This is a genomic window from Microbispora sp. NPDC004025, from assembly GCF_053604425.1.
Window position 1 is genome coordinate 16,202 of the sequence record NZ_JBSGHN010000015.1, and the last position, 23,321, is coordinate 39,522.

Here is a 23,321-nt window from a genome sequence, read left to right on the forward strand (position 1 = left end):
GCGCGGCAACGTGCCCGGAGGCTGACGGGAGAGCGCCCGCATGCTCGACAACGAGCCCACTGACGGGGCTGTGAGCCTTGACGGTGACACGACAACAGAAGAACGCGGCCAGGCCGGGGGAGACGCGGTTTCCTCCGGTCCGTCCGGCGTTTCCGCGACGCCGCGCCGCCGGTCGGCGAGCCGTCCGGCAGGGCCCCCGCCCGAGCCGGACGACGTGCCGCCACCGGTGACCACGGTGGTCGCCGCCGACGTCCCGGTGGCCGCCGCGCCCGCCGGCGAGACCTCCGCGCAGGACGGGTCGGCGGTGCAGGAGGAGCCGGTAGCGAAGGAGCGGCCCAAGCGGGTCACCCGCCGCCGCACCAAGACCGCCGAGGCCCAGGTCGCCGAGGCCCAGGTCGCGGAGACACAGGTCGCCGAGGCACAGGTCACCGAGCCTGCCGCCGAGACACCGGCCGCCGAGACGGCCGTTCCGGAGGCGGCGGCGACCGGGGACGACGAGCCGGCCGCGCCGGCCCGGCGTCGCCGCACCCGCAAGAGGACCGAGGAGACCGAGCCGTCTCCCCAGCCGGAGCAGGCGGAGCAGACGGCGCAGGCCGGGGACACGCCGCAGGCCGAGGAGCCCGCCGCGCCGCGGCGGCGCCGCCGTGCCCGCGCGGAGGAGCCGGCGCCGGAACGATCCAGGGCGATGAGCGCCGCCGAGGCCGAGGTCGCCGCCGCGCTCGGGCTCAACCTCCCCGACGAGGAACCGCTGGACGACGAGCCGCTCGACATCGAGGACATCGACATCGAGGAGGACGGCGGACGGCCGGACGTCGTGGCCGATCCCTTCGGGCTGTCGGCGCCTCAGCCGTCCGTGCCCTCGGTGACCTTCCAGGCGCCGTCGGCGCTGTTCCAGCCGATCTTCCAGGCTCCCGACCCGTTCGCGGTGCCCGCGCAGAGGCCCGCGTCGCCGGTCGCCGAGCCGGCGCCGGCGGAGGACGAGGAAGCCGAGGAGCCGGAGGAGGCGACCGAGTCCGGCGACGACGAGTCCGAGGCCGACGGCGGCGCCCGCAGGCGTCGCCGCCGTCGCGGCGGACGCGGCCGGGGCGCCCGCGCCAGGGACACCGAGGACGGCGAGGAGTCCGAGGGCGAGGGCGAGGAGCCGCAGGCCGCCTCGGGCGACGAGGAGGACCGCGAGCAGGGGGACGACGATTCCGAGGGCCAGACCGGCACCCGGCGCCGTCGCCGCCGTCGCCGCCGCGGTACCGAGGAGGCCGAGCTGGCCCCCGACGACCCGCCGAACACCGTCGTCCGCATCCGGGCGCCCCGCGCCACCAGGTCCACCTCGGTCGACGAGGTCCAGGGCGTACGGGGATCGACCCGGCTGGAGGCGAAGAAGCAGCGCCGCCGTGAGGGCCGCGAGCTGGGCCGCCGTCGTCCGCCGATCATCACCGAGTCGGAGTTCCTGGCCCGGCGCGAGTCGGTCGAGCGCATCATGGTCGTGCGCCGCCAGGGCGGCCGCACTCAGATCGCGGTGCTCGAGGACGGCGTCCTCGTCGAGCACTACGTCGACCGTGAGTCGAGCCAGTCGTACGTCGGCAACGTCTACCTCGGCAAGGTCCAGAACGTGCTGCCCTCCATGGAGGCGGCGTTCGTGGACATCGGCAAGGGCCGCAACGCCGTGCTGTACGCCGGCGAGGTGAACTTCGACACCGCGGGGCTGGAGGGCCAGCCCAAGCGGATCGAGGCGGCGCTGAAGTCCGGGCAGTCGGTGCTCGTCCAGGTCACCAAGGACCCGATCGGCCACAAGGGCGCCAGGCTGACCTCCCAGGTCAGCCTCCCCGGCCGCTACCTGGTCTACGTGCCGGACGGTTCGATGACCGGGATCAGCCGCAAGCTCCCCGACAAGGAGCGGGCCCGGCTCAAGCAAATCCTGCGCAAGGTCATGCCGGAGAACGCGGGCGTCATCGTGCGCACCGCGGCGGAGGGCGCCTCGGAGGAGGAGCTCAGCCGCGACGTGGCCCGGCTGTCGGCCCAGTGGGAGAACATCCAGCGCAAGGCGAAGTCGGCCAGCCCGCCGGAACTGCTGTCCGGGGAGCCCGACCTGACCGTCCGGGTGGTCCGCGACGTCTTCAACGAGGACTTCAGCTCCCTGGTCGTCGAGGGCGACGAGGCGTGGACGACGGTGGACGAGTACGTCCGCTATGTCGCTCCGCACCTGGCCGAGCGCCTGACGAAGTGGGAGGACGAGACCGACGCCTTCTCCGCCTACCGGATCGACGAGCAGATCGCCAAGGCGATGGAGCGCAAGGTGTGGCTCCCGTCCGGCGGCTCGCTGGTGATCGACCGGACCGAGGCGATGACGGTCGTCGACGTCAACACCGGTAAGTTCACCGGGCAGGGCGGCAACCTCGAGGAGACCGTCACCCGCAACAACCTGGAGGCGGCCGAGGAGATCGTCCGTCAGCTCAGGCTGCGGGACATCGGCGGCATCATCGTGATCGACTTCATCGACATGGTGCTCGAGAGCAACCGCGACCTGGTGCTCCGGCGACTGCTGGAGTGCCTGGCGCGGGACCGGACCAAGCACCAGGTGGCCGAGGTCACCTCGCTGGGTCTGGTGCAGATGACGCGTAAGCGGGTCGGTCAAGGCCTGCTTGAGGCGTTCTCCACGCCGTGCGACTGCTGTCACGGGCGCGGGATCATCGTGTCGACCGAGCCGGTCGAGGCGAAGCCCGAGCCGCGTGGCACGCAGGGCAAGATGGCCATCGAGAAGACGGTGGCCGAGAAGCTGGCGGCCGGCGAGGGATCGGTGGCCGCGGCGTCGGGCTCGGCACGCGAGAGCGTCACCGACGCCATCGACGCCGATCCCGGCAATTCCGACGAGGGCGACGGCTCCGCGCCGGCTTCCCGGGGACGGCGACGTTCCCGCAGGAAGACGGCGGAGTAACGACTTCGTCACCCGGCGATCCGCTCGGTTCGACCTGGGTGCCGGATATCCGGTACCCTAGGCAACCGGTGCGCCCGGTGTCGGCGTGCCTGGCTTCGCGCGCCTGCCCGGATCGCCGGTCGTGTTATCGACAGCAGCTGGATGCGGGGCGCGGCATCTCAGCATTTAGCCAGTAGAAGGGTTCCGCGGTGTACGCGATCGTTCGTTGCGGCGGCAGGCAGCAGAAGGTCTCCGTCGGGGACGTCCTCGAGGTGGACAAGGTCGCCGGAGAGGTTGGCTCCTCGGTGTCGCTGCCGGCGGTGCTCGTCGTCAACGACGGCGATGTCACCACCGACGCAGCCACGCTTTCCCGGTTCCAGGTGACCGCCGAGATCCTCGGCGAGACCAAGGGCCCGAAGATCCGGATTCTGAAGTACAAGAACAAGACCGGATACAAGAAGCGCCAGGGTCACCGCCAGCGGTACACCCAGGTCAAGGTCACCGGCATCAACCCCGGACAGTAGTTTCCCGGGGGACGACCCCCGCTTACCCCCGAAAAGGGAGTGAATCATGGCACACAAGAAGGGCGCCTCGTCCACCCGGAACGGCCGTGACTCGAACGCTCAGCGCCTCGGTGTGAAGCGTTTCGGCGGTCAGCTGGTGAACGCGGGCGAGATCATCGTCCGTCAGCGCGGCACGCACTTCCACCCCGGCGACAACGTCGGCCGTGGTGGCGACGACACGCTGTTCGCCCTGGCCACCGGCCGGGTGCAGTTCGGCACCAAGCGCGGTCGCCGCGCGGTGAGCATCGTCCCGGCCGCGGAGTAGATCCGCCCCGGACACCAACAAGCAGCGCGATGAGGCGGATCGAGCATTCGGTCCGCCTCATTCGTTTTTTCATACGGCAGTTAGGGGGAGCGGCTGATGGCCGACTTCGTGGACCACGTCGTCCTGCACATCAAGGCGGGTGACGGGGGCAACGGCTGCGCCTCCATCCACCGGGAGAAGTTCAAGCCGCTGGGCGGGCCCGACGGCGGCAACGGCGGACGCGGCGGCGACGTCGTCCTGGAGGTGGATCCCAACACGGCCACCCTGCTGGAGTACCACCACCGGCCGCACCGCCGCGCGGGCAACGGCAAGCAGGGCATGGGCTCCAACCGGGACGGCGCCAACGGGGAGGACATCGTCCTTCCGGTGCCCAACGGCACGGTCGTGAAGGACGCCAGGACCGGCGAGGTGCTGGTCGATCTGGTCGGCGCCGGCACCCGGTACGTCGCCGCGCAGGGCGGCTTCGGCGGCCTCGGCAACGCCGCGCTGGCCAACGCCAAGCGCAAGGCGCCGGGGTTCGCCCTTCTGGGTGAGCCGGGCGACGAGGCCGAGATCGTGCTCGAACTCAAGACGGTCGCCGACGTGGCGCTGGTCGGGTTCCCCAACGCGGGCAAGTCGTCCCTGATCGCGGCGCTCTCCGCGGCCCGGCCCAAGATCGCCGACTATCCGTTCACGACGCTCATCCCCAACCTCGGCGTGGTGACGGCGGGCGAGACCGTCTTCACGGTCGCCGACGTGCCGGGGCTCATCCCGGGGGCCTCCGAGGGCCGGGGTCTCGGCCACGAGTTCCTGCGGCACGTCGAGCGCTGCTCGACGATCGTGCACGTGCTCGACTGCGCGACGATCGAGCCCGGGCGTGACCCGGTCACCGACTACGAGGCGATCGAGGCCGAGCTCGCGGCGTACGGGTCGCTGCAGGACCGGCCGCGGCTGGTCGCGCTGAACAAGGTGGACGTGCCCGACGGCCGGGACCTGGCCGACATCGTCACGCCCATGCTGGAGGAGCGCGGCCTGCGCGTCTTCGAGATCTCCGCGGCCAGCCACGAGGGCCTGCGGCCCCTGGCGTTCGCGATGGCGGAGATGGTGGCGGCGGCCCGGGCGCAGGCCCCGGTCGAGGAGCCCACACGGCTGGTCATCCGGCCCAGGCAGCTCGGCGAGACCGGGTTCTCGGTGCGGCGCGTCGACGAGAACCGCTTCCAGGTGACCGGAGAGAAGCCCGAGCGGTGGATCCGGCAGACCGACTTCTCCAACGACGAGGCCGTCGGCTACCTGGCCGACCGCCTCGAACGGCTCGGGGTCGAGGGGGAGCTGATCAAGGCCGGCGCGACGGCCGGCGCCGAGGTGATCATCGGCTCGATGGAGGGCGGCTACGTCTTCGACTGGCAGCCGTCGCAGGGCACGGAGGCGACCATGGGCCCGCGTGGCAGCGACGCGAGGCTCGGCTGATCGGGGAGACGGCGTGACAGGCAGGGAACGGATCCGCGAGGCCGCGCGGCTGGTGGTCAAGGTGGGGTCGTCGTCGCTGACGACGCCCCGCGGCACGATCGACGTCGACCGGGTGGACGCGCTGGTCGACGTGCTGGCGGCCCGGCGCACTGCGGGCACGCAGATCGTGCTCGTGTCGTCCGGCGCGATCGCCGCCGGGCTCGGGCCGCTGGGGCTGCGCGACCGGCCCAAGGACCTGGCGACCCAGCAGGCGGCCGCCTCGGTCGGGCAGGGCGTGCTGGTCGCCCGCTACACCTCCTCCTTCGCCAGGTACGGCCTGCGGGTGGGGCAGGTGCTGCTGACGGCCGACGACATGATGCGCCGCATCCACCACCGCAACGCCCAGCGGGCGCTGGCCCGGCTGCTGGAGCTCGGCATCGTGCCCGTCGTGAACGAGAACGACACCGTGGCCACCGACGAGATCCGGTTCGGGGACAACGACCGGCTCGCGGCGCTGGTGGCCCACCTCACCCACGCCGACGGGCTGGTGCTGCTGTCGGACGTCGACGCGTTGTACGACGGAGACCCGCGCAAGGACGGCGCCACCCGCATCGCCGAGGTCCGGGGGCCCGAGGACCTGGAAGGCGTCGAGCTGGGCACCTCCGGCCGGGTCGGCACCGGCGGCATGATCACCAAAGTGGAGGCGGCCCGCATCGCGACCGGGGCGGGGGTCCCGGTCGTGCTCACGGCGGCGGCGCACGCGGCGCAGGCGCTCGCGGGGGCCGATATCGGCACCTGCTTCCACCCGGGGGGCCGGCACCCCGGCACCCGGCTGCTGTGGCTCGCCCACGCAACGACCGGCCGGGGCCGCCTGCACCTGGACGCCGGCGCGGTCGAGGCCGTGGTCGGGCGGCGCAAGTCGCTGCTGCCCGCGGGCGTCGAGAAGGTCGAAGGCGACTTCGCCGCGGGCGACCCGGTCGACCTGTGCGCGCCGTCGGGAGCCGTCGTCGCCCGGGGTCTGGTCAACTATGACGCGGGGGAGATCCCCGACCTGCTCGGCCGCTCCACCCGGGAGCTGGCCAGCACACTCGGCCCGGAGTACGAGCGCGAGCTGATCCACCGGGACGACATCGTGATATTGGAGCCTGTCCACCACCACAAGTGACGGAGCGCGAGGCAATGTCTGAGGCAGAGGAATTTCTGAAGGTCGCGCGGGCGGCGAGGGACGCCGCGACGGTGCTCGCGCCGATGCCGCGCGCGCCGAAGGACGCGGCGCTGCGGGCCGTGGCCGACGCCCTCGTGGCCGCCACGGACGAGATCGTCGCGGCCAACGCCGCGGACGTGGACCGGGCCAGGGAGAACGGCACCTCGGAGGCGATGATCGACCGGCTGCGGCTCGACGCCGGCCGGATCGCCACGATCGCGGCGGCCGTCCGCCAGGTGGCGGACCTGCCCGACCCGGTCGGCGAGGTCGTGCGCGGCGGCACCCTGCCCAACGGCCTGGAGTTGCGCCAGGTGCGGGTGCCCCTCGGCGTCATCGGCATCATCTACGAGGGCCGGCCCAACGTGACCGTGGACGCGGCCGCGCTGTGCCTCAAGAGCGGCAACGGCGTGCTGCTGCGCGGCTCGTCCAGCGCGTACTCCTCCAACACGGCGCTGGTGCGCGTCATGCAGCAGGCGCTGGCGGCGACCGAGGTGCCGGCGGACGCCGTGCAGCTCGTGCCGGGCCAGACCCGCGAGTCGGTCAAGCACCTGATGCGCGCCCGCGGCCTGGTCGACGTGCTGATCCCGCGCGGCGGCGCCTCGCTGATCAACAGCGTGGTCGAGGAGTCGACCGTGCCGGTGATCGAGACCGGCGTGGGCAACTGCCACGTGTACGTGGACGCCGACGCCGACATCGACACCGCCCTCAAGATCCTGGTGAACGCCAAGGCGCAGCGGCCCTCGGTGTGCAACGCGGCCGAGACGCTCCTCGTGCACTCCGCCATCGCCGACGAGTTCGTCCCGAAGGCGCTGACGGCGCTCAAGGACGCGGGCGTCACCGTCCACGGGGACGAGCGGGTGCGGGCCTACGGCGCCGACGTCGTGGCCGCCACCGAGGAGGACTTCACCACCGAGTACCTCTCCCTCGACATCGCCGCCGCCGTTGTGGACTCGCTGGACGACGCGGTCGCGCACATCCGCAGGTACGGCTCGGCCCACACCGACGCCATCGTGACCCGGTCCCAGCAGGCCGCCCGCAGGTTCGTGGCGACCGTGGACTCGGCGGCGGTCGCGGTCAACGCCTCGACCCGCTTCACCGACGGCGGGGAGTTCGGCTTCGGGGCGGAGATCGGCATCTCCACCCAGAAGCTGCACGCCCGTGGCCCGATGGGGCTGCCGGAGCTCACCTCCACGAAGTGGATCTACACCGGCGAGGGTCACGTCCGCGGGTGACGCTCAGACGCGCGTGAGCACGGGACGCGAGCCGAGGCCCGCGTCCCTGGCCCGCAGGGCGGCGTCCACCCGGCTCGGCGCCTCCAGCTTCGCCAGCACGTTGCTCACGTGGTTGCGCACGGTCTTGGTGGCCAGGCACAGCTCGCGGGCGATCTCGGCGTTGGACCTGCCGTCGGCCAGCCGCTCCAGGATCTCGTGCTCCCTCTGGGTGAGGCCGGGAAACGGGCTGCGGGACGGCGGAGTGGTGAGCCGGTCGAGGAGCCGGGGCGCCAGCCCGCCGCCGAAGACCACCTGCCCGAGCGCCACGGACCGGACCGCCGCCGCGATCTCCGCGGGCTTCGAGTCCTTCAGCAGGTAGCCGTGCGCGCCGGCGCGCAGCGCGCCCAAGAAGCCCGCCTCCCCGTCGTCGTCGCCCAGCGCGAGCACCCGTACGGCGGGGCAGCGACGGCGCAGGGAGTCGAGCCCGTCCAGCATGGCCAGGTCGGCCAGCAGCACCCGCGGCGACAGCCGTACGCACAGACGGAGGGCGTCGAGGTCGTCACAGGCGGTCCCGGCGACGGAGAGACCGTCCGCCTGCGCGGCTTCCTGCTGCAGGGCGGACCGGATCCCCTCGACGAACAGGGGGTGATCGTCGGCGATCACGACGGTGATCGCGCCGGAGGATTCAGTCATCGTTCATCTGTCTTCGTCTCGCCGATGGGGAGCGCGGGCCCTGCGGTCCGGCCGTCGTCGTGGACAGACTGCCGGGGCGGGCTTGTGAGCCGGTTGGCAACGGCTTGTATGCGGCTCTACGGCGCGCCTCCGCCGATTCGGGCGGCCGGACCGCTATGGTTGGCGCTCCTATGGCTGGACGTCTTGGTCGGGTCGGCCCCTATGCGCTGCAGGAGCGGCTGGGCCGGGGTGGCATGGGTGAGGTGTACCTCGCCGTCGGCCGCCGGGGCGACAGCGTCGCGGTGAAGATGCTCCGCGACCCCATAGAGAACGACCCGGACGCCCGGTTACGCCTCGAACGCGAGGTCCGGGCGCTGCGCCGGGTCGAGAGCCCGTACGTCGCCCAGGTGCTCGACGCCGACCTGTCCGGCGACCGGCCGTACCTCGTGATGGAGTACATCGAGGGGGAGAACCTCCTCGACGCCGTACGGCGGCGCGGGCCGCTGCAGGAGTCCCGGCTCATCATGCTGGCGCAGGGCCTCGCGGCCGCGCTGGCGATAATCCACGCGGCCGGGGTCGTGCACCGCGACGTCAAGCCGGCCAACGTCCTGCTGGGCGAGGACGGGCCGGTGCTGATCGATTTCGGCATCGCCCAGGTGCTCGACGCGACGCGGGTCACGATGACCGGCACGTTCCTCGGCACGCCCGGCTACTGCGCTCCCGAGGTGTTCTCGGACGAGACGGTGGGGGAGCCTGCCGACGTCCACGGCTGGGCCGCCACCGTGGCGTTCGCCGCCACCGGACGGCCGACCTTCGGGCGGGGCACGGCGGAGTCGCAGATGTACGCCGTGCTGAACGGAAAGGCCGATCTCGTGGGGGTTCCCGCGGCCCTGCTGCCGCTGGTGCGCGCGGCGCTGCACCGCGACCCGGCGCGCCGTCCCACCGCCGCCCTGCTGGCCGACCGCCTGTCCCGGCTCGCCCGGGCCAGCGAGACGTCCGCGGCCGACTGTGTCGCCGACCGCGCCACCGACAGGGCCGCCGACCGCGCCACCGACAGGGTGGGAGCGGAGGCGGTCGCGCGGGTCCGTGCCGAGGCGCCCCCGCGTACGGCGGCGGGGAAGACCGCGGAGCCGGCGGTGAAGGGCCAGGCCGCGGAACGTCCACGTGGACGCGGCGGGACGGGCGCACAGGCCCGGTCCACCGGCGGCCGCGCGGACACCCACGCGCCCGAGGGGGCGCTCGGCATCCCCACCGGGAACGCGGCCCTGGTCCTGGTGGCCCTGCTGGCCGTCCCGTGCGTGGTGGCGTCGGTGATCTACCCGCTCGCGACCTTCGCGATCACGGCGGCCTTCGCCGTGGTGACCAGGGCCGTGTGGACCAGCCACTGGCTGGTGCGCGGCCGCCGGCCCGGCCGCGCCCGCGCACTCCTGCGCGCGCTGGCGTTCCCGCTCACGCTGGCGGGCTCGCTGCTGTCGGCCGCCGCGTGGCCGGGACTGCCCGCCGCCGCGGCGGCGTTCGCGGCGCTGTGGGCGGGCTCGGGGGCGCGACTGGAGCCGGAGTGGTGGACGAGGCCGGTGCCCGTCACCATCGCCGGCGTCGCGTTCGGTGTCGTCAGCGGCGCGATCATCGGCCGCGAGATCGAGCGCGCGGGAGCGGCCATTCCCGGCCTGCGGCGGGAGGGCCTGCGCGCGCTCGCCGTCCTGGGCGGCTTCGTCGCGCTCTGCGCGGCGGCCGTGCGCGCCGTGGCCTTCTTCTTCTGACGGCCTTCCTCTGACGGCCGCGGGCAGCCCGCGGGCGCGTCCCGGGGTCAGTTCTCGCGGCGGGCGAAGCGGTTGAAGATACGCTCGCCGGCGTTGACCGCGCCCTCGGCGACGTCGCGCAGCACGCCGATGAACGGGTCCTGCGACTGGGCCCAGGACTCGCGGTAGGAGTTGGCCGCCGCCTTGATCTCTTCGGTGATCTTGGCGTTGGCGTCGTCCTCCCGACGGGGGTAGTCGCCCGCGATGATGCGCTCGTACTCGCCGCTGCGACGCCACCGGTCGAGCTCGGCGACCCGGGTCACCGCGAAGGGGTGGGTCGTGCCGAGCATGTTGAGGACCTTCAGCAGGCCGTCCCGCACGTCGCCGGCGGTGTCGTACTCCCTGGCCTGGTCGAGGAACGCCTCGATGTTCATCTCGTGCAGGCGCGAGCCGCCGGCGAGCTTCATGAGCGCCCGCAGCGCGGCGTCGGGGTCCTGCCCGGCGAGCAGGCCGCCGCGGTCGGCGGACATCTCCGCCTTGCGCTGCCACTCCTCCAGCGCGGCGACGATGACCCGCAGACCGATGTAGCCGAGCGGGATCCAGGCGACCCGCGTGGCCAGGCGGGTCAGGATCGCGAGCATCGTGCCGTAGACGGCGTGGCCCGACAGGATGTGCGAGGTCTCGTGGCCGATGACGAAGCGCAGCTCCTCCTCGTCCATCAGGTCGAGCAGCCCCGTCGAGACGATGATGAACGGCTCGTCGAAACCGATCGCCATCGCGTACGCCTTGGGGTCCTGCTGCACGTAGATCTCGGGGATCCTGTGCAGGTCGAGGATGTAGGCGCTGTCGCGGCCGATGTCGTGCAGGGCGCGGAACTGGGTGTCGGTGGTGCGCACCGCGGAGGCCAGGAACATCAGCCGGAGCCGGCGCTCGCTGAACAGGCCCGACGTGCGCTTGAGCACGGCGTCGAAGCCGGACAGCGAACGCATCGCGACCAGGGCGGAACGGTCGGCGGGATGTTCGTAGGCTCGTGAGCTGATGCCGGTCAGCTGCACGCGATTGCGATCGGGAGTGGTCATGTCCCGCATGCTATGTCTCACGGGCCGGACGCGCGCGGGACGCCGTGAGGAGCCCGGGCCGTCCGGGTAGGGGCCGGTTTCGGGTGTGGTCCGGTAGGCGCGTTATCGTCCGTGCATGCGAAACGGGACGGCGATCCGGCGACTGGGCGTGATGGGCGGGACCTTCGACCCGATCCACCACGGCCACCTGGTGGCGGCAAGCGAGGTGGCCCACCATTTCGATCTCGACGAGGTGGTGTTCGTCCCGACCGGCCGGCCCTGGCAGAAGGCCGAGCAGACCGTGTCCTCGACCGAGGACCGCTACCTGATGACGGTCATCGCCACCGCCTCGAACCCCCGCTTCTCGGTCAGCCGGGTGGACATCGACCGGCCCGGCCCGACGTACACGATCGACACGCTGCGGGACATCGCCGCGGTCTACGGCCCGGAGGTGGAGCTGTACTTCATCACCGGCGCCGACGCGCTCGCGCAGATCCTCAGCTGGCGCGACGTCGACGAGCTGTTCACCATCGCGCACTTCGTCGGCTGCACGCGGCCCGGGCACACCCTGAAGGACCCCGGTCTGCCGGCGGGCAAGGTCAGCCTGGTCGAGATCCCGGCCCTCGCGATCTCCTCCTCGGAGTGCCGTGACCGGGTGGCCGCCGGGGAGCCCATCTGGTACCTCGTCCCCGACGGCATCGTGCAGTACATCAACAAGCGCCACCTGTACCGCGATCCGGAGTCCTGACCGACCCCTCGTCCACCGCGGCTCGGGCGCCGCGACCACGGGGAAGCACCGGGCTCGACCCTCCCTCTCCGCCGCTCCGCGTGGGGCAACCGTCCTGAAAGCCGGTTGCAAGAGGCCTGTCCCAGACTGCGCTCGCCGGTGAACAACGCCTGGCCGCCGTGGCCGCCGCGGACGGCAGGGCAGAGACACCGGCTTGTCCTGACGCGTCGAGGCGCGTTCTCTCGGGAGGGGTGTATCCCATGCTCATCAAGTCTTCGGGTGGACGCACGATCGCCGCTTTGACGGTCGGGGTGCTCGCCGGGTTCCTCTTCGCGGCGGGCGGCATCGCCGCCGCGTCCTCGGACGCGGACGTCATCCACGCTTGCGTCAAGAACAGATCGGGCGACGTGCGCATCGTCGTCGAGACGACCACGTGCAAAGCCGGCGAACGCAAGCTCTCGTGGAACGAGAGCCTTCCCCAGGGACCGGCCGACTCGGTCAAGGCGAGCGTCGAGCGTGCGGACTTCAACTTCCCCGGCGGGGGGAACAAGATCGTCTCCTGTCCCGGCGGGAAGATCGCGACGGGCGGAGGATTCTTTCTCGACGAGCCCGCGGAGAACGGCCGGGAGATCATCGCGAGTGCTCCTGTCGTGTCCAAGGACAAGCCGATAGGCTGGCTTGCCGTCGCCAGGAAGGCCAAGGGCAGCGTCTACGTGATCTGTGTCTGATGTCCGCTCGGCAGGGCTCGGGAGAGTCAGGCGAGGTCGGATCGGCCATCGCGGGGTGATCGCTGCGCACCGTCGGAACGCGGGAGCCCGGGGCGCAGGCAGCACGCCGCGGCGAGCGCGCCGCCGATCGCCGCCGCGTACAGCACCGGACGGTAGGAGGTCAGCGCGAGGAGCCCGGCGCCGAGCGCCATCCCCACAGCGGTCGGGACGAACAGCACGGTGTTGGCGGTGGCGGACACCGTGGCGAGCAGGTCGCGGGGTGTGATCCGCTGTACGGCGGTGAAGGCGGCGATCAGCACCCAGGGCAGGCCCAGCCCCGACAGCAGGCTCGCCACCGCCACAACGGGCTCCCAGGGGGTGGCGCGCAGTGCCACCGAGACGGTGAAGAGGAGCCCTCCGGCGGCGGACAGCCGCGCCTCCCCGATCCGGCGCAGCACCGGCCCCGCGATCAGGCCGCCGAGGATCGTGCCGCCGCCCTGGATCGCGGACAGCACGCCGGTGAAGCCCGGCTCCCGGTGGAGACCCTGGTCGACCACGGCGAAAACCACCGCCCCGTTGACGCCGGAGACCAGCATCAGCGCCGCCCCGGACAGCACGAGGCGGCGCAGGAGCGGGTCGCCGAACAGGAATCGCGCCCCGTCCGCGGTCCGGGCCGCCCAGCCGCGCGTCACACGCGCGCGCCGGGCGGGGGCGGCGGGCAGGCGCAGTGAGCCGAGCAGCCAGGCGCCGGCCGCGAAGGTGGCCGCGTCGAGCGCGACCACCGCGTCGCCGCCCGCGACGGTGAAAAGCCCGGCGCCGAGCAGGGGCGCGGCGAGGCGGGTGCCCTCCGACGCGCTCATGCGCAGCCCGTTGACCGCGGGCAGCAGCGCCTCCGGCACGGCCGCGGGCAGGACGGCCGCCTCCGCGGCGTCGAGCAGGACGAAACTCACGCCGTAGAGCACCAGCACCGCGAACAGCAGCCAGACCTGCCCGGGGGAGCGGACCAGGAAGAGCAGGCAGAGCGCCGCGCCCATCACGACGTTGGTCCAGATCAGCACGGGCCGGGCGCCGAGGAGGTCGACCAGCGCGCCGAGGGCCGGCCCGGCCGCCGTCGGCGCCCAGAAACAGAAGGCGGTGAGACCGGCGAGACTGTCGGACCCGGTCAGCGACTTCACCCAGATGCCCGCGACGAGGGACAGGGCCATGGTGCCGAAACCGGAGACCACGACGGCGCTCAGGTAACGACGGGCGTTGCGGTCGGCGAGAGCGGCTTTCACGACGATCGATGATCGCCGCAGACAACCCCCAAGTCAATGCTTGGGGGTTGTGATGGTGTTTACTTTCCGCCATGACGGAGGCGGATCCCAAGCTCAGGGCGCTCGCGCATCCGGTGCGGCTGCGCATGCTCTCGCTGATGTGGGGCACGCCCATGTCGGCGGCCGAGCTGTCCCGTGAGCTGGGCATCTCCCACGCCCTCGCCAGCCATCACCTGCGCTGCCTGGACGACGCCGGGCTGGCCGAGCTGGCCGACGTACGCGTCCGGCGCGGCGGCCGTGAGCGCCGTTACCGGGCGACGCGGGGCACACCGCTGACCGAGCAACTGGACGGCTTCCCGCTGCTGGCCGAGGCACTGGCCAGGGCGCTGCGCGAGCGGGCCGGGCGGCGGCGCGCGGACGAGGAGGGAGTGACGGCCGACGCCGAGCTGTGGGTCGAGCCCGAGTTGTGGCACGACGTCCGCGCCAGGATCCTCGCCGCGATCGTCGACCTGCACGAGGGCGCGGCGGCCCCCCGCACGCCGGGCACCATCCGGGTCGGCGCCACTGTCGCGGCCTTTCCTCTGCTGGAATCCACGGGCTCCGAAGGACGTTGAATTCCTGATCCCGGGCATAACTCCGGAATCGCCGAGGTGTGCCGGTAGGGTCTCCCCGGGAAAGCCGGTTGTAGGGGACACGCGAACTGTGCACCCTGGTAAGAGCCCGTCAACGGAGGACAGAACCGAATCGTGACAGCATCCGAGAGATCGATCCAGCTCGTGCGGGTGGCGGCCGAGGCCGCCGCCGAGAAGCTGGCCGACGACATCATCGCCTACGACGTGAGCGAACAGCTCGTCATCACCGACGCCTTCCTTCTCTGCTCCGCCTCCAACGACCGCCAGGTCCGCGCGGTCGTCGACGAGATCGAGGAGCGCCTGCGCGTCGAGGCCGACGCCAAGCCCGTACGCCGTGAGGGCGAGCGGGAGGGGCGGTGGGTCCTGCTCGACTACCTCGACATCGTGGTGCACGTGCAGCACGAGGAGGACCGCAACTTCTACGCGCTGGAGCGCCTGTGGAAGGACTGCCCGTCCATCGAACTGCCGGAGAGCGTCAAGCGCGTGGCCGAGCAGCGCGGGCACGGAGCGGCCCGGTGACGAACGCCATCATCGGGGCGGCGCGATGAGCCGTCGCGTCGTCTGCCTGCGGCACGGGCAGACGCTGTGGAACGTCGAGAAACGCTTCCAGGGGCACACCGACATCGCGTTGGACGAGACCGGCGTCGCGCAGGCGGCCAGGGCGGCCTCCCTGCTCGCGGCGCTGCGGCCCACCATGCTCGTCTCCTCCGACCTGCGACGCGCGTACGACACCGCGTCGGCCCTCGGCCGGCTCACCGGACTCGACGTCGCCGTGGACAAGGACCTGCGCGAACGCGGCGGCGGTGAGTGGGAGGGCCTGACCCGCGACGAGATCAGGGCGGGCTGGCCGGTCGAGTACGAGGCGTGGGAGGCCCCGGGCGGCGAGGACGTGGCGCACGTCGCCGACCGCGTCGCCGACGCGATCGGGCGCTGGGCGTCCCGCCTCGACGAGAACGGCCTGCTGGTCGTCGCCTCGCACGGCGCCGCGCTGCGGCTCGGCATCTGCCGGCTGCTCGGGCTGCCGCAGGAGCTGTGGTCCGCGCTCGGCAGCCTGGGCAACTGCTCGTGGTCGGTCCTGGAGGAGGGCCGCCGCGGCTGGCGCCTGCTGGAGCACAACGCCGGCACGCTGCCGGAGCCGATCAGCAGCGACGACAGCCCGGCCGCCACCGCCGACGCCTGATACGGGTGTGACCGGTGACGATTAGGTAAACGGACGGGCATACCTATATGCTCTCCGAGCGCCGCGCCGGGAGCACCCGGAGCGGTGGCAAGGGGCTATAGCGCAGCTGGTAGCGCACTTCCATGGCATGGAAGGGGTCTGGGGTTCGAATCCCCATAGCTCCACCCACGACGACTGGAACTTTCACGCTCGTCTCTCGCATGACCTGCGGGCCCGCGCAGGGCCTCGCCGCGGACGTTGACTCGCCTCCGGCCGCTGTCCGACTCTTCCGGCGTGAGACGTCACAGTGCCCTCCTCCTCGCGGCCGCCGTGGCGGGCTCGGCCCTCACGGCCCCGGCCCCGGCGCACGCGGCGGCGTGGGAGACGGTCGTCGACACCGGCTCGTTCGCCGGCTACTCCGCTCTGGAGTCGGAGTGGAAGTACCTGTATCCCTGGGGGTCCGACCACAACGGCTCCGCCCGGATGTACGGCTCGCCGAGCGACCACAACCACATCTCGCTGTCCGGCGGGGTGCTGACGCTGACGGCCACCAGGATCACCTGGGACGAGGGCACGAGCACGGCCGACCCGCATCCGGCGATCCACTACCACTCGGGCGCGATCCACGCCCGCGACCAGGTCGTGGTGAACGACCAGTTCCCCAACTGGGAGGTCAAGGGAGACTTCCAGGCGCCGTCGTCTCGGGGGACCTGGCCGGCGTTCTGGCTCACCGGGGTGAACAGCTGGCCGCCCGAGAGCGACATCCTGGAGTTCAAGGGCGACAGCCGCAACTGGTTCAACACGTTCCGGACCTCGTCCGACGTGGACAGCACGATCGTGGGCGTGTCGTCGCCCGGTTCCTGGCACACCTACCGGGCCTGGATCACCAAGGTGAGCGCCACGGACGTGGACATCCACTACTACGTGGACGGCCAGTGGAAGGCCGTCCACCACGCCCGTGGCTTCGTCGGCAAGCCGATGTGGCTGATCATCAACCTGCAGATGGAGGGCTCGTCCGGCTCCCCGGGCCCGAGAGCCACCACCTACTACCGCGCCCGCAACGTCTACGTCGGCCGCTCCCGCGCCTGACGGAGGGTCACAGGCTCTTGAGATAGGCGAGCGACGGCATGAAGAAGTACTCGCCGCCCTTCATCGTCACGGTCTGGGGGATCTGCCGCTGGGGCGCGCTGAGTTTCGTGTCGCCCCATGCCTTCGGGTAGCGCACCTTGACGTCCCGCTTGCCCTGGCCGATCACCGGGTCGTGGCCGGTGCCCTCGGCCGGGAAATCGGGATTGTCGGCCCAGGTCTGCTGGGTGAACTCGAACTGAGCCTGCAGGCTGGAGTTGAAGGCCATGAACAGCAGGCCCACCCCGCCCGTCGGCCTGGTCTTCGGGGGCGCGTCGTCCCACGGCCTGTCGGTGCGCCTGCCGTACGTCTGGCCGCGCCGGGCCATCATGACGCCGAGCGCGCGCTCCAGCCCGCCGTCCCGAGAGTCGCGCGGGTTGGCCTTGCGGATGTGCGCGCTCACCGGGCACTTCGGCCCGGGGTCGTCGCGGTAGCTGAAGTCGTTTTGCACCGGGTGGCCCTCGGAGCTCGGCTTGCCGTGCAGCCGCAGCGGGGTGCCGTTGCGGAACCGGCCCACCAGCATCGCGCCCGCGAGCGGCCGGTCGTCGCCCTTCAGCCCCAGCGCGTCGGCGAGGGACTCCTCGGCCTCGCGGAACGCGCGGACGTTCTGCTCCAGCTTGCGCAGGACGAGATAACTGCCGAAGTGCCGGCTCGGGTGCGGGGCGAGCGGGTCGGCGACGAGCACGTGGCTCAGCGGGAAGAACGGATTCCAGTTGGTGCCGGACTCGGCGGCCACCTGGTCGGCGAGGAACAGCGGCTGGCTGCGGCCGTCCACGTAGCCGAAGTGCTCGATGCCCCGGCCCTGGGCGTCGCGCAGGCCCTCGCCCTTCTCCTCCCCGACGATCTTCGCGGTCTTCGGCAGCAGCGCGAGCACCCGCGTGCGGGTGGCGGCGACCGGCTCGGATGTGGCGTCGCCGATCAGCACGATCGCGTGGATCTCCTCCTGGTAGTGCTTCTCCCAGGCGCCGACCGCGGGGTCGCTCAGCGTGTCCTTACGCCGTTTCATTCCCGATTTGAACGCGTTGTCGGTGAATTTCGTGGTGGATTCGCCCAGTTTGAGATAGCCGAGCTTGCTGATTCCCACGCCCACGTACGGCGTGCCGGGCTTCTTCGAGCGGTTGAAGTCGCGGACCTCCTCCAGATGCTTCCTGGCCGATTTCATCAGCGGCACGAGGGAGCGCAGGAAGCGCCTGCCGTCTGGGCCGTCGCCGAAGCGCACCAGCAGCAGGGACAGGCTCTCCCGTACGTGCCCCTGCAGAATGTTCGGCTGCAGGTTGTCGAGCATCGCCTTGGTGTCGGCGTCGAGTTTCGCCGAATCCCATGCGAGCGGCTTCCCGTTGGACAGGTCGACAGGCATGTCGATTCCTTCCCCGTAGTGGAAATGTCGGGCCCCCACCGATAAGAGTCATCATCCACGGAAAAGGTTCGGTGTGCTCTGACTTTCCCTGTGCGGGGACTCGCCAGGTCAGGCCTATTCCGCACCACGGGGGTAGTGATCGGTCATGACGAAGAGACGGCCTGTCGGCGTTGAAGAGGAGTTCCTTGTCGTCGATCTCGAGACCCGGCGGCTGACGCCGCTGGCGGAGTCGATGCTGGAGCGGCTGCCGGACGAGGGGTTCGCGGCCGAACTGCAGCGGTCGGTGGTGGAGACCAACAGCACCCCGATGGAAGATTTGGCCGACGTACGGGCCGAGATCGTACGGCTGCGCCAGGCGCTCGTGGCGGCCGGCGAGCCGCTGGGGGTGGGCGTCATCGCCTCCGGCACGACCCCGATCACCGGCATCGAGGGCTACACGTTCACTCCCGGGGAGCGCTACCGCTACCTGTCGGAGTCCTACCGGTTCCTCGCCGAGGAGCAGCTCATCTGCGGGGCGCAGGTGCACGTGGAGATCGACGACAGGGACGTCGCGGTGCTCGCCGCCCAGCGCGTCGAGGCGTGGCTTCCCCCGCTGCTCGCGCTCAGCGCCAGCTCGCCGTACTGGATGGACGAGGACAGCGGGTACGCCAGCAGCCGGGCGCTGACCTGGCAGCGCTGGCCGACGGCCGGGCCCCTGGGCCCGTTCGCGGACGCGGCCGAGTACGACAGGACGGCCGAGGACCTGGTGGCCTCCGGCGTCATCGAGGATCGGGGCATGGTCTACTTCGACCTGCGGCTCAGCGCCCACGTGCCGACCGTGGAGATGCGCATCTGCGACTCCTGCCCGCTCGCCGACGACGTGGTGCTGCTCGCCGGGTTCTTCCGCGCCCTCATGACGAGGGAGATGGAGGCCGTGGAGCGGGGCGAGCCGCCGGTCGGCGAGCAGCGCCTGGCGCTGCTGCGGGCGGCCAACTGGCGGGCGGCGCGGGACGGGCTGGAGGGCGACCTGCTGTCACCGGTGACGAGCCGGCCGGAGCCGGCCCCGCGGCTCATCGCCTGGATGCTGGAGGAACTGCGGCCGACCCTGGAGGATCTCGGCGACTGGGAGACCGTCTCGGAGCTCGCCGACGCCGCCCTGCGCCGGGGCAGCTCCGCCTCCCGTCAGCGGGGGGCGTACGCGGTCGACGGGAAGCCGGAGGACGCGGTCGACCTGCTGCTCGCCGAGACCCGGCAGCGCTAGTGCCCGTGACGGGGCGGGAGATCGGACCGATAATCTACTGGCCATGTCACTGGCCACATCTGCGATCCCCGCCCCGAGCGCGGCGTGAACGGCGCGTATTCCGGCTGGCTGATCGGCGCCGCCCTGCTGCTGGCGCTGGCCGCCGTCGTCACCGCCGTGCGGGACCGGCCGATGGGGCCGGTGCTGCTGGCCGGGCTGGGACTGCTGGAGCTGGCCGTGCTCGCGCAGGCGGGTTTCGCGCTGGCCGGGCTCGGCCACGTCGCCGAGAAGGCGACCTTCATCGGCTACCTTGCGGGCACCGCGGTTATCCCGCCCGCCGCCATGTGGTGGGGCCGTGCGGAGCGTACGCGCTGGGGCCCGGGGGTCATCGCCGTGGCCGCCTTCACCGTGGCCGTGATGACCGGGCGGCTGCTGCAGCTCTGGAACGCGGGCGCATGAGCGCTCCTTCCGGTGCCGGGCCGGGGCGCGTGCTCGTGGCCGTGTACGGGATCTTCGCGCTGGCCGCGACGTCCCGCGCCGCCGTGCAGATCGCCACGCGGTTCGCCGAGGCGCCGCTGGCGTACGCGCTGTCGGCGTTCGCCGGAGTGGTCTACATCGTGCTCACGGTGGCGCTGGCCCGGGGCGCCCGGCGCCTGGCGGTGGCCGCCTGCCTGGTCGAGCTGGCCGGGGTGCTGGTGATCGGCACGCTGAGCCTGGCCGACCCCGCCGCGTTCCCGCACGCGACCGTGTGGTCCGGGTACGGCAGCGGGTACTTGTTCGTGCCGCTCGTGCTGCCCGTCGTCGGTCTGCTCTGGCTGCTGCGCGGCGTCCGCCGCTCGTAAAACGGCTTCTCGGGAAGCAAGGGAACAAACGAGAGCGATGGGGGCTTTGGTATGGTGCAAATCGTAGGATGACTGGATGAGGGGAGATGTTGCGGCGATGAGTGCCGTCGAGACGCGAAGGGGCGTGCTGCGAGCACCATGGAGGGCACCATGGGGAGCACGGCGCGGATCGATGGCGTGGCTGATCGCCGGAGGTATCGCCCTCGCCGCGCTGAACCTGCGCACCGCGGTGACCAGCGTTGGGACCGTTCTCGACGAGGTGAGCACGGGTCTCGGCTTGTCGGGGGCGATGACGGGGCTCCTCACCACGCTGCCGGTGATGAGCTTCGCCCTGTTCGGCGCCCTGACGCCGGTGATGTCCCGCAGGATGGGGGAGCACAGGCTGCTGCTGGCCGCGATCGTCCTGCTCGCGGCCGGGCAGGCCGTGCGCTCCCTCGTCGACTCGGCCGTGCCGTTCATGGCGGCCAGCACGGTCGCGCTGGCGGGCGGCGCGGTCGGCAACGTCGTCATCCCCGCGCTGATCAAGAGGCACTTCCCCCGGCGGGCGGGTGCGATGACCACCGTCTACTCGACGGCCCTCGCGGCCGGGACGATGGTCGCCGCCGCCGCGACCGTTCCCGTGCAGCAGGCCGCGGGAGGCAACTGGCATGTGGCACTCGGGGTGTGGGCGGTCCTGGCCGCCGTTGCCGCGATTCCGTGGCTCGCGCTCAGGCGCGGTGAGCCGGAGCGGCGCGACACCTCCGTGAGGGCCGGAGCCGACGGCCTCCTGCGCAGCAGGCTCGCCTGGGCCGTGGCCGGTTATTTCGGCTCGCAGTCGCTCATCGCGTATGTGATGTTCGGCTGGCTGCCGCTGCTGCTACGGGACAACGGCTACACCGCCGGGCAGGCCGGTCTGGTCCTCGCCGTGTTCACCGGGCTCGGCATTCCCGTCTCCATGGCGGTGCCCGCGCTGGCGACTCGGCTGTCCGGCCAGCGCCCGATGGTGATCGCCTTCGCCGCCCTGTACGCGGTGGGCTTCGCGGGCCTGCTCACCGGGCAGGCGCTGTGGGCGTGGTCGATCCTCGTGGCCGTCGGCGGGGGCACGTTCCCGCTCGCGCTGGCGATGCTGGCCATGCGGACCCGCACCGCGGCGGGCACCGCCGCGCTGTCGGCCTTCGGGCAGAGCGCCGGATACCTCATCGCGGGTGCGGGGCCGATCACGTTCGGCCTGCTGCACCAGATGAGCGGTGGATGGGTGCTGCCGTTCGGCCTGCTGTTCGCCGCGCTCGCCGTGCAGGTGGTCACCGGCTGGTACGCCGCGGCCGACCGCGTGCTGGAAGACGAGACTCCGTCCACGCCCGGGTCCGCGCCCGGCGGGCGGCGCGACGACCACGTCTCGCGGGGCGTGCGCGACCTCGTGGTGGGGCGGATGCGCCGGTCCGCCGACAAGGCGCGGCGTGCGCGGTCGGGTGACGGCGTCACCGCGGCCCGGCCGCGCCTGACCCGTCCGGCCGGGCGGCGCGGTGCGGGCCGAGGAGATGATCGCCGCAGGTCGGCCTCCCGCTGAGGCCGCTCATCCGGGTTTACCTCTCCCTCTCGGGGCAGGCGTAGGTGCAGAAACCCACGAGAGAAGGAGAAGGCATGAGCTCGATCGAGCAGTCAATCGACGTGAATGTCCCGATCCGCACCGCGTACAACCAGTGGACGCAGTTCGAGAGCTTCCCGGAGTTCATGGAGGGCGTGGAGTCGGTCAAGCAGATCGGCGACACGCGCACCGACTGGGTCGTCGAGATCGCGGGTGTCCGCCGGGAGTTCGAGGCGGAGATCACCGAGCAGCACCCTGACGAGCGGGTGGCCTGGCGCTCGGTGGACACGCCGCGGCAGGCCGGCGTCGTCACCTTCCACCGGATCGACGACGACACCACCCGCGTCACTCTGCAGATGGAGTACGACCCCGAGGGCTTCCTGGAGAAGGCCGCGGACGCCCTGCAGATCGTCCGCATGCGGGTCAAGGGCGACCTGGAGCGTTTCAAGACCTTCATCGAGTCGCGCGGCAGCGAGACCGGCGGCTGGCGTGGTGAGGTTCCCGGCCCGCACCAGCAGGGCGGCACGGGGACCGGCGGGTCCGGCACGGGGTATGACATCGGCGAGCCGATGCCGCCCCAGACCGTGAACCCCGGGTATCCGCGCGAGACGCCGCTGCCGCCGCCCGGCACCGGCCCGATCCCGCCCGCTCCCGGCACGGGTCCCGTCCCCGGCACCGGCCCGCTGCCGCCGCGCGACACGCCCGGTCCGGTGATCTGATCCAGGCATCGGCAAGCCCATCTCCCGATATTCGGGAGATGGGCTTGTTATTTGCAGGAGATCGAAAATTTATTCAGCCATGATATGATGGCAAAACGTTCCTATAGCCTCACGGGCGTATCCATTGGATCGATCGATAGGGATGCCGCCCGTGTGCTACGAACCCGATGCCGTGCCGCCCGTCCACGGCTCTCCGCGTACGACCGTGACCTCCGGGCGTGCCGTTCTCACCTCGGCCGACGGAGCGGGATTCGCGGCCTTCCTGTCCCGGCCCGGCCGTCCGTCCGGCGCGGCGGTGCTCGTCCTGCCGGACAACCGGGGGCTGTCGGGGTTCTACGAGCGTCTTACCGAGCGGCTCGCGGAGCAGGGCCACACCGCTCTCGCCATCGACTATTTCGGGCGTACGGCCGGCACCGGCCCCCGGCCCGAGGACTTCCCCTTCATGGAGCACCTGGGCAGGGCGCACAAGGACGGGCTTTTCGCCGACATCGCCGCGGGCGCCGCGCATCTGCGCGCCGAGGGGTGCGAGGAGATCGTCTCGCTCGGTTTCTGCTTCGGGGGCAGGCTAGCGTTCATGGCGGCCCGGCCCGGCTTCGGGCTCGCCGGCACGATCGGCCTGTACGGCTATCCGGACGTGCTGTTCGGCAACCCCGGCCCGACGCAGATGGCCGGCGAGCTGCGCGGGCCGATCCTGGGGCTGTTCGGCGGCGCCGACGAGGGCATCTCCCCCGAAGTGGTGAGCGCGTTCGGCGAGGCGCTCGACGGTGCCGGGGTGGCGCGCGAGTTCGTCACCTATCCGGGGGCGCCGCACGGCTTCTTCGAGCTGGGCCGCCCGGAGCTGGCCGAGGCCTGCGGCGACGCCTGGGCGCGGATCCTGGGATTCCTCACCGGGGAGCGTCCGGGAGAACGGACAGCCCGAGGCGACCTGACCTCGCCTCGGGCTGCCACGATGCAAGACTAAGCCTTCCT

23 protein-coding genes and 1 tRNA gene are annotated in these 23,321 nt (G+C 71.9%); 20 read left to right on the plus strand and 4 right to left on the minus strand.

Annotated features, from left to right (window positions below; genetic code table 11):
• The first annotated feature begins 40 nt into the window (after nucleotides 1–40).
• The 6 genes from ACWEQG_RS30525 (at nucleotide 41) to ACWEQG_RS30550 (ending at nucleotide 7,597) form a co-directional block, all read left to right on the plus strand.
• A complete protein-coding gene (locus ACWEQG_RS30525; protein ID WP_452289989.1) occupies nucleotides 41–2,929 on the plus strand; it encodes an Rne/Rng family ribonuclease in 2,889 nt (962 codons plus the stop codon).
• 188 nt (nucleotides 2,930–3,117) lie between these two features.
• Entirely contained in the window at nucleotides 3,118–3,432 is a 315-nt protein-coding gene (gene rplU / locus ACWEQG_RS30530; RefSeq protein WP_030505848.1) for a 50S ribosomal protein L21, read from the plus strand.
• Nucleotides 3,433–3,478: 46 nt separating this feature from the next.
• Nucleotides 3,479–3,736: a 50S ribosomal protein L27 gene (rpmA, locus tag ACWEQG_RS30535; RefSeq protein ID WP_030505847.1), complete on the plus strand. Its 258-nt coding sequence runs from the start codon at nucleotides 3,479–3,481 to the stop codon at nucleotides 3,734–3,736.
• 96 nt (nucleotides 3,737–3,832) lie between these two features.
• On the plus strand, nucleotides 3,833–5,182 hold the full coding sequence (gene obgE / locus ACWEQG_RS30540; protein ID WP_452289991.1) for a GTPase ObgE: 1,350 nt from the start codon (nucleotides 3,833–3,835) through the stop codon (nucleotides 5,180–5,182).
• A 13-nt stretch (nucleotides 5,183–5,195) separates the two neighbouring features.
• The gene (gene proB, locus ACWEQG_RS30545) at nucleotides 5,196–6,326 is read left to right on the plus strand and encodes a glutamate 5-kinase (protein ID WP_452289993.1); all 1,131 of its coding nucleotides are present in this window, start codon (nucleotides 5,196–5,198) and stop codon (nucleotides 6,324–6,326) included.
• 14 nt (nucleotides 6,327–6,340) lie between these two features.
• Nucleotides 6,341–7,597 carry a glutamate-5-semialdehyde dehydrogenase gene (locus tag ACWEQG_RS30550; RefSeq protein ID WP_452289995.1) on the plus strand — a complete coding sequence of 419 codons (1,257 nt, stop codon included), beginning with the start codon at nucleotides 6,341–6,343 and terminating at the stop codon, nucleotides 7,595–7,597.
• Nucleotides 7,598–7,600: 3 nt separating this feature from the next.
• On the opposite strand, the gene ACWEQG_RS30555 is transcribed toward ACWEQG_RS30550, so the two are convergent.
• Nucleotides 7,601–8,269: a LuxR C-terminal-related transcriptional regulator gene (locus tag ACWEQG_RS30555; RefSeq protein ID WP_452289997.1), complete on the minus strand. Its 669-nt coding sequence runs from the start codon at nucleotides 8,267–8,269 to the stop codon at nucleotides 7,601–7,603.
• A gap of 170 nt (nucleotides 8,270–8,439) precedes the next feature.
• On the opposite strand from ACWEQG_RS30555, the gene ACWEQG_RS30560 reads away from it, so the two are divergent.
• Entirely contained in the window at nucleotides 8,440–10,008 is a 1,569-nt protein-coding gene (locus ACWEQG_RS30560; protein WP_452289999.1) for a serine/threonine-protein kinase, read from the plus strand.
• Nucleotides 10,009–10,055: 47 nt separating this feature from the next.
• Here the strand turns inward: ACWEQG_RS30560 and ACWEQG_RS30565 are convergent, their stop codons facing one another.
• The gene (locus ACWEQG_RS30565) at nucleotides 10,056–11,075 is read right to left on the minus strand and encodes a M48 family metallopeptidase (RefSeq protein ID WP_452290296.1); all 1,020 of its coding nucleotides are present in this window, start codon (nucleotides 11,073–11,075) and stop codon (nucleotides 10,056–10,058) included.
• Nucleotides 11,076–11,181: 106 nt separating this feature from the next.
• Between ACWEQG_RS30565 and nadD the strand changes: the two genes are divergently transcribed.
• Nucleotides 11,182–11,793 carry a nicotinate-nucleotide adenylyltransferase gene (nadD, locus tag ACWEQG_RS30570; protein WP_169984771.1) on the plus strand — a complete coding sequence of 204 codons (612 nt, stop codon included), beginning with the start codon at nucleotides 11,182–11,184 and terminating at the stop codon, nucleotides 11,791–11,793.
• Nucleotides 11,794–12,032: 239 nt separating this feature from the next.
• Nucleotides 12,033–12,500 carry a hypothetical protein gene (locus tag ACWEQG_RS30575; protein WP_452290001.1) on the plus strand — a complete coding sequence of 156 codons (468 nt, stop codon included), beginning with the start codon at nucleotides 12,033–12,035 and terminating at the stop codon, nucleotides 12,498–12,500.
• A 26-nt stretch (nucleotides 12,501–12,526) separates the two neighbouring features.
• Here the strand turns inward: ACWEQG_RS30575 and ACWEQG_RS30580 are convergent, their stop codons facing one another.
• Nucleotides 12,527–13,756, minus strand: coding sequence for an MFS transporter (locus tag ACWEQG_RS30580; RefSeq protein ID WP_452290003.1), 1,230 nt, complete (start codon nucleotides 13,754–13,756; stop codon nucleotides 12,527–12,529).
• Between the two features lie 71 nt (nucleotides 13,757–13,827).
• Here ACWEQG_RS30580 and ACWEQG_RS30585 point away from each other — a divergent pair, with 71 nt between their 5' ends.
• The 5 genes from ACWEQG_RS30585 (at nucleotide 13,828) to ACWEQG_RS30605 (ending at nucleotide 16,615) form a co-directional block, all read left to right on the plus strand.
• The gene (locus tag ACWEQG_RS30585) at nucleotides 13,828–14,349 is read left to right on the plus strand and encodes an ArsR/SmtB family transcription factor (RefSeq protein WP_363463221.1); all 522 of its coding nucleotides are present in this window, start codon (nucleotides 13,828–13,830) and stop codon (nucleotides 14,347–14,349) included.
• Between the two features lie 132 nt (nucleotides 14,350–14,481).
• On the plus strand, nucleotides 14,482–14,886 hold the full coding sequence (gene rsfS, locus ACWEQG_RS30590; RefSeq protein ID WP_169984765.1) for a ribosome silencing factor: 405 nt from the start codon (nucleotides 14,482–14,484) through the stop codon (nucleotides 14,884–14,886).
• 25 nt (nucleotides 14,887–14,911) lie between these two features.
• Nucleotides 14,912–15,547, plus strand: a complete 636-nt coding sequence (locus tag ACWEQG_RS30595) for a histidine phosphatase family protein (protein ID WP_363463222.1) — start codon at nucleotides 14,912–14,914, stop codon at nucleotides 15,545–15,547.
• A gap of 91 nt (nucleotides 15,548–15,638) precedes the next feature.
• Nucleotides 15,639–15,711 (plus strand) — tRNA-Ala (locus ACWEQG_RS30600).
• Between the two features lie 109 nt (nucleotides 15,712–15,820).
• Entirely contained in the window at nucleotides 15,821–16,615 is a 795-nt protein-coding gene (locus ACWEQG_RS30605) for a hypothetical protein (protein ID WP_452290005.1), read from the plus strand.
• Nucleotides 16,616–16,622: 7 nt separating this feature from the next.
• On the opposite strand, the gene ACWEQG_RS30610 is transcribed toward ACWEQG_RS30605, so the two are convergent.
• The gene (locus ACWEQG_RS30610) at nucleotides 16,623–18,008 is read right to left on the minus strand and encodes a Dyp-type peroxidase (protein WP_452290006.1); all 1,386 of its coding nucleotides are present in this window, start codon (nucleotides 18,006–18,008) and stop codon (nucleotides 16,623–16,625) included.
• Nucleotides 18,009–18,153: 145 nt separating this feature from the next.
• Here ACWEQG_RS30610 and ACWEQG_RS30615 point away from each other — a divergent pair, with 145 nt between their 5' ends.
• From ACWEQG_RS30615 to ACWEQG_RS30640, 6 genes are all read left to right on the plus strand, one after another.
• Entirely contained in the window at nucleotides 18,154–19,248 is a 1,095-nt protein-coding gene (locus ACWEQG_RS30615; RefSeq protein WP_452290008.1) for a carboxylate-amine ligase, read from the plus strand.
• Nucleotides 19,249–19,332: 84 nt separating this feature from the next.
• On the plus strand, nucleotides 19,333–19,686 hold the full coding sequence (locus ACWEQG_RS30620; protein WP_452290010.1) for a hypothetical protein: 354 nt from the start codon (nucleotides 19,333–19,335) through the stop codon (nucleotides 19,684–19,686).
• The gene (locus tag ACWEQG_RS30625; RefSeq protein ID WP_452290012.1) at nucleotides 19,683–20,069 is read left to right on the plus strand and encodes a hypothetical protein; all 387 of its coding nucleotides are present in this window, start codon (nucleotides 19,683–19,685) and stop codon (nucleotides 20,067–20,069) included. The genes ACWEQG_RS30620 and ACWEQG_RS30625 overlap by 4 nt, the downstream gene beginning before the upstream one ends.
• A gap of 172 nt (nucleotides 20,070–20,241) precedes the next feature.
• The gene (locus tag ACWEQG_RS30630; protein WP_452290014.1) at nucleotides 20,242–21,615 is read left to right on the plus strand and encodes a CynX/NimT family MFS transporter; all 1,374 of its coding nucleotides are present in this window, start codon (nucleotides 20,242–20,244) and stop codon (nucleotides 21,613–21,615) included.
• Nucleotides 21,616–21,689: 74 nt separating this feature from the next.
• Nucleotides 21,690–22,352 (plus strand): SRPBCC family protein, encoded by a 663-nt coding sequence (locus ACWEQG_RS30635; RefSeq protein ID WP_452290015.1) that lies wholly within the window; start codon nucleotides 21,690–21,692, stop codon nucleotides 22,350–22,352.
• Between the two features lie 151 nt (nucleotides 22,353–22,503).
• The gene (locus tag ACWEQG_RS30640) at nucleotides 22,504–23,313 is read left to right on the plus strand and encodes a dienelactone hydrolase family protein (RefSeq protein ID WP_452290017.1); all 810 of its coding nucleotides are present in this window, start codon (nucleotides 22,504–22,506) and stop codon (nucleotides 23,311–23,313) included.
• Nucleotides 23,314–23,321 lie beyond the last annotated feature (8 nt).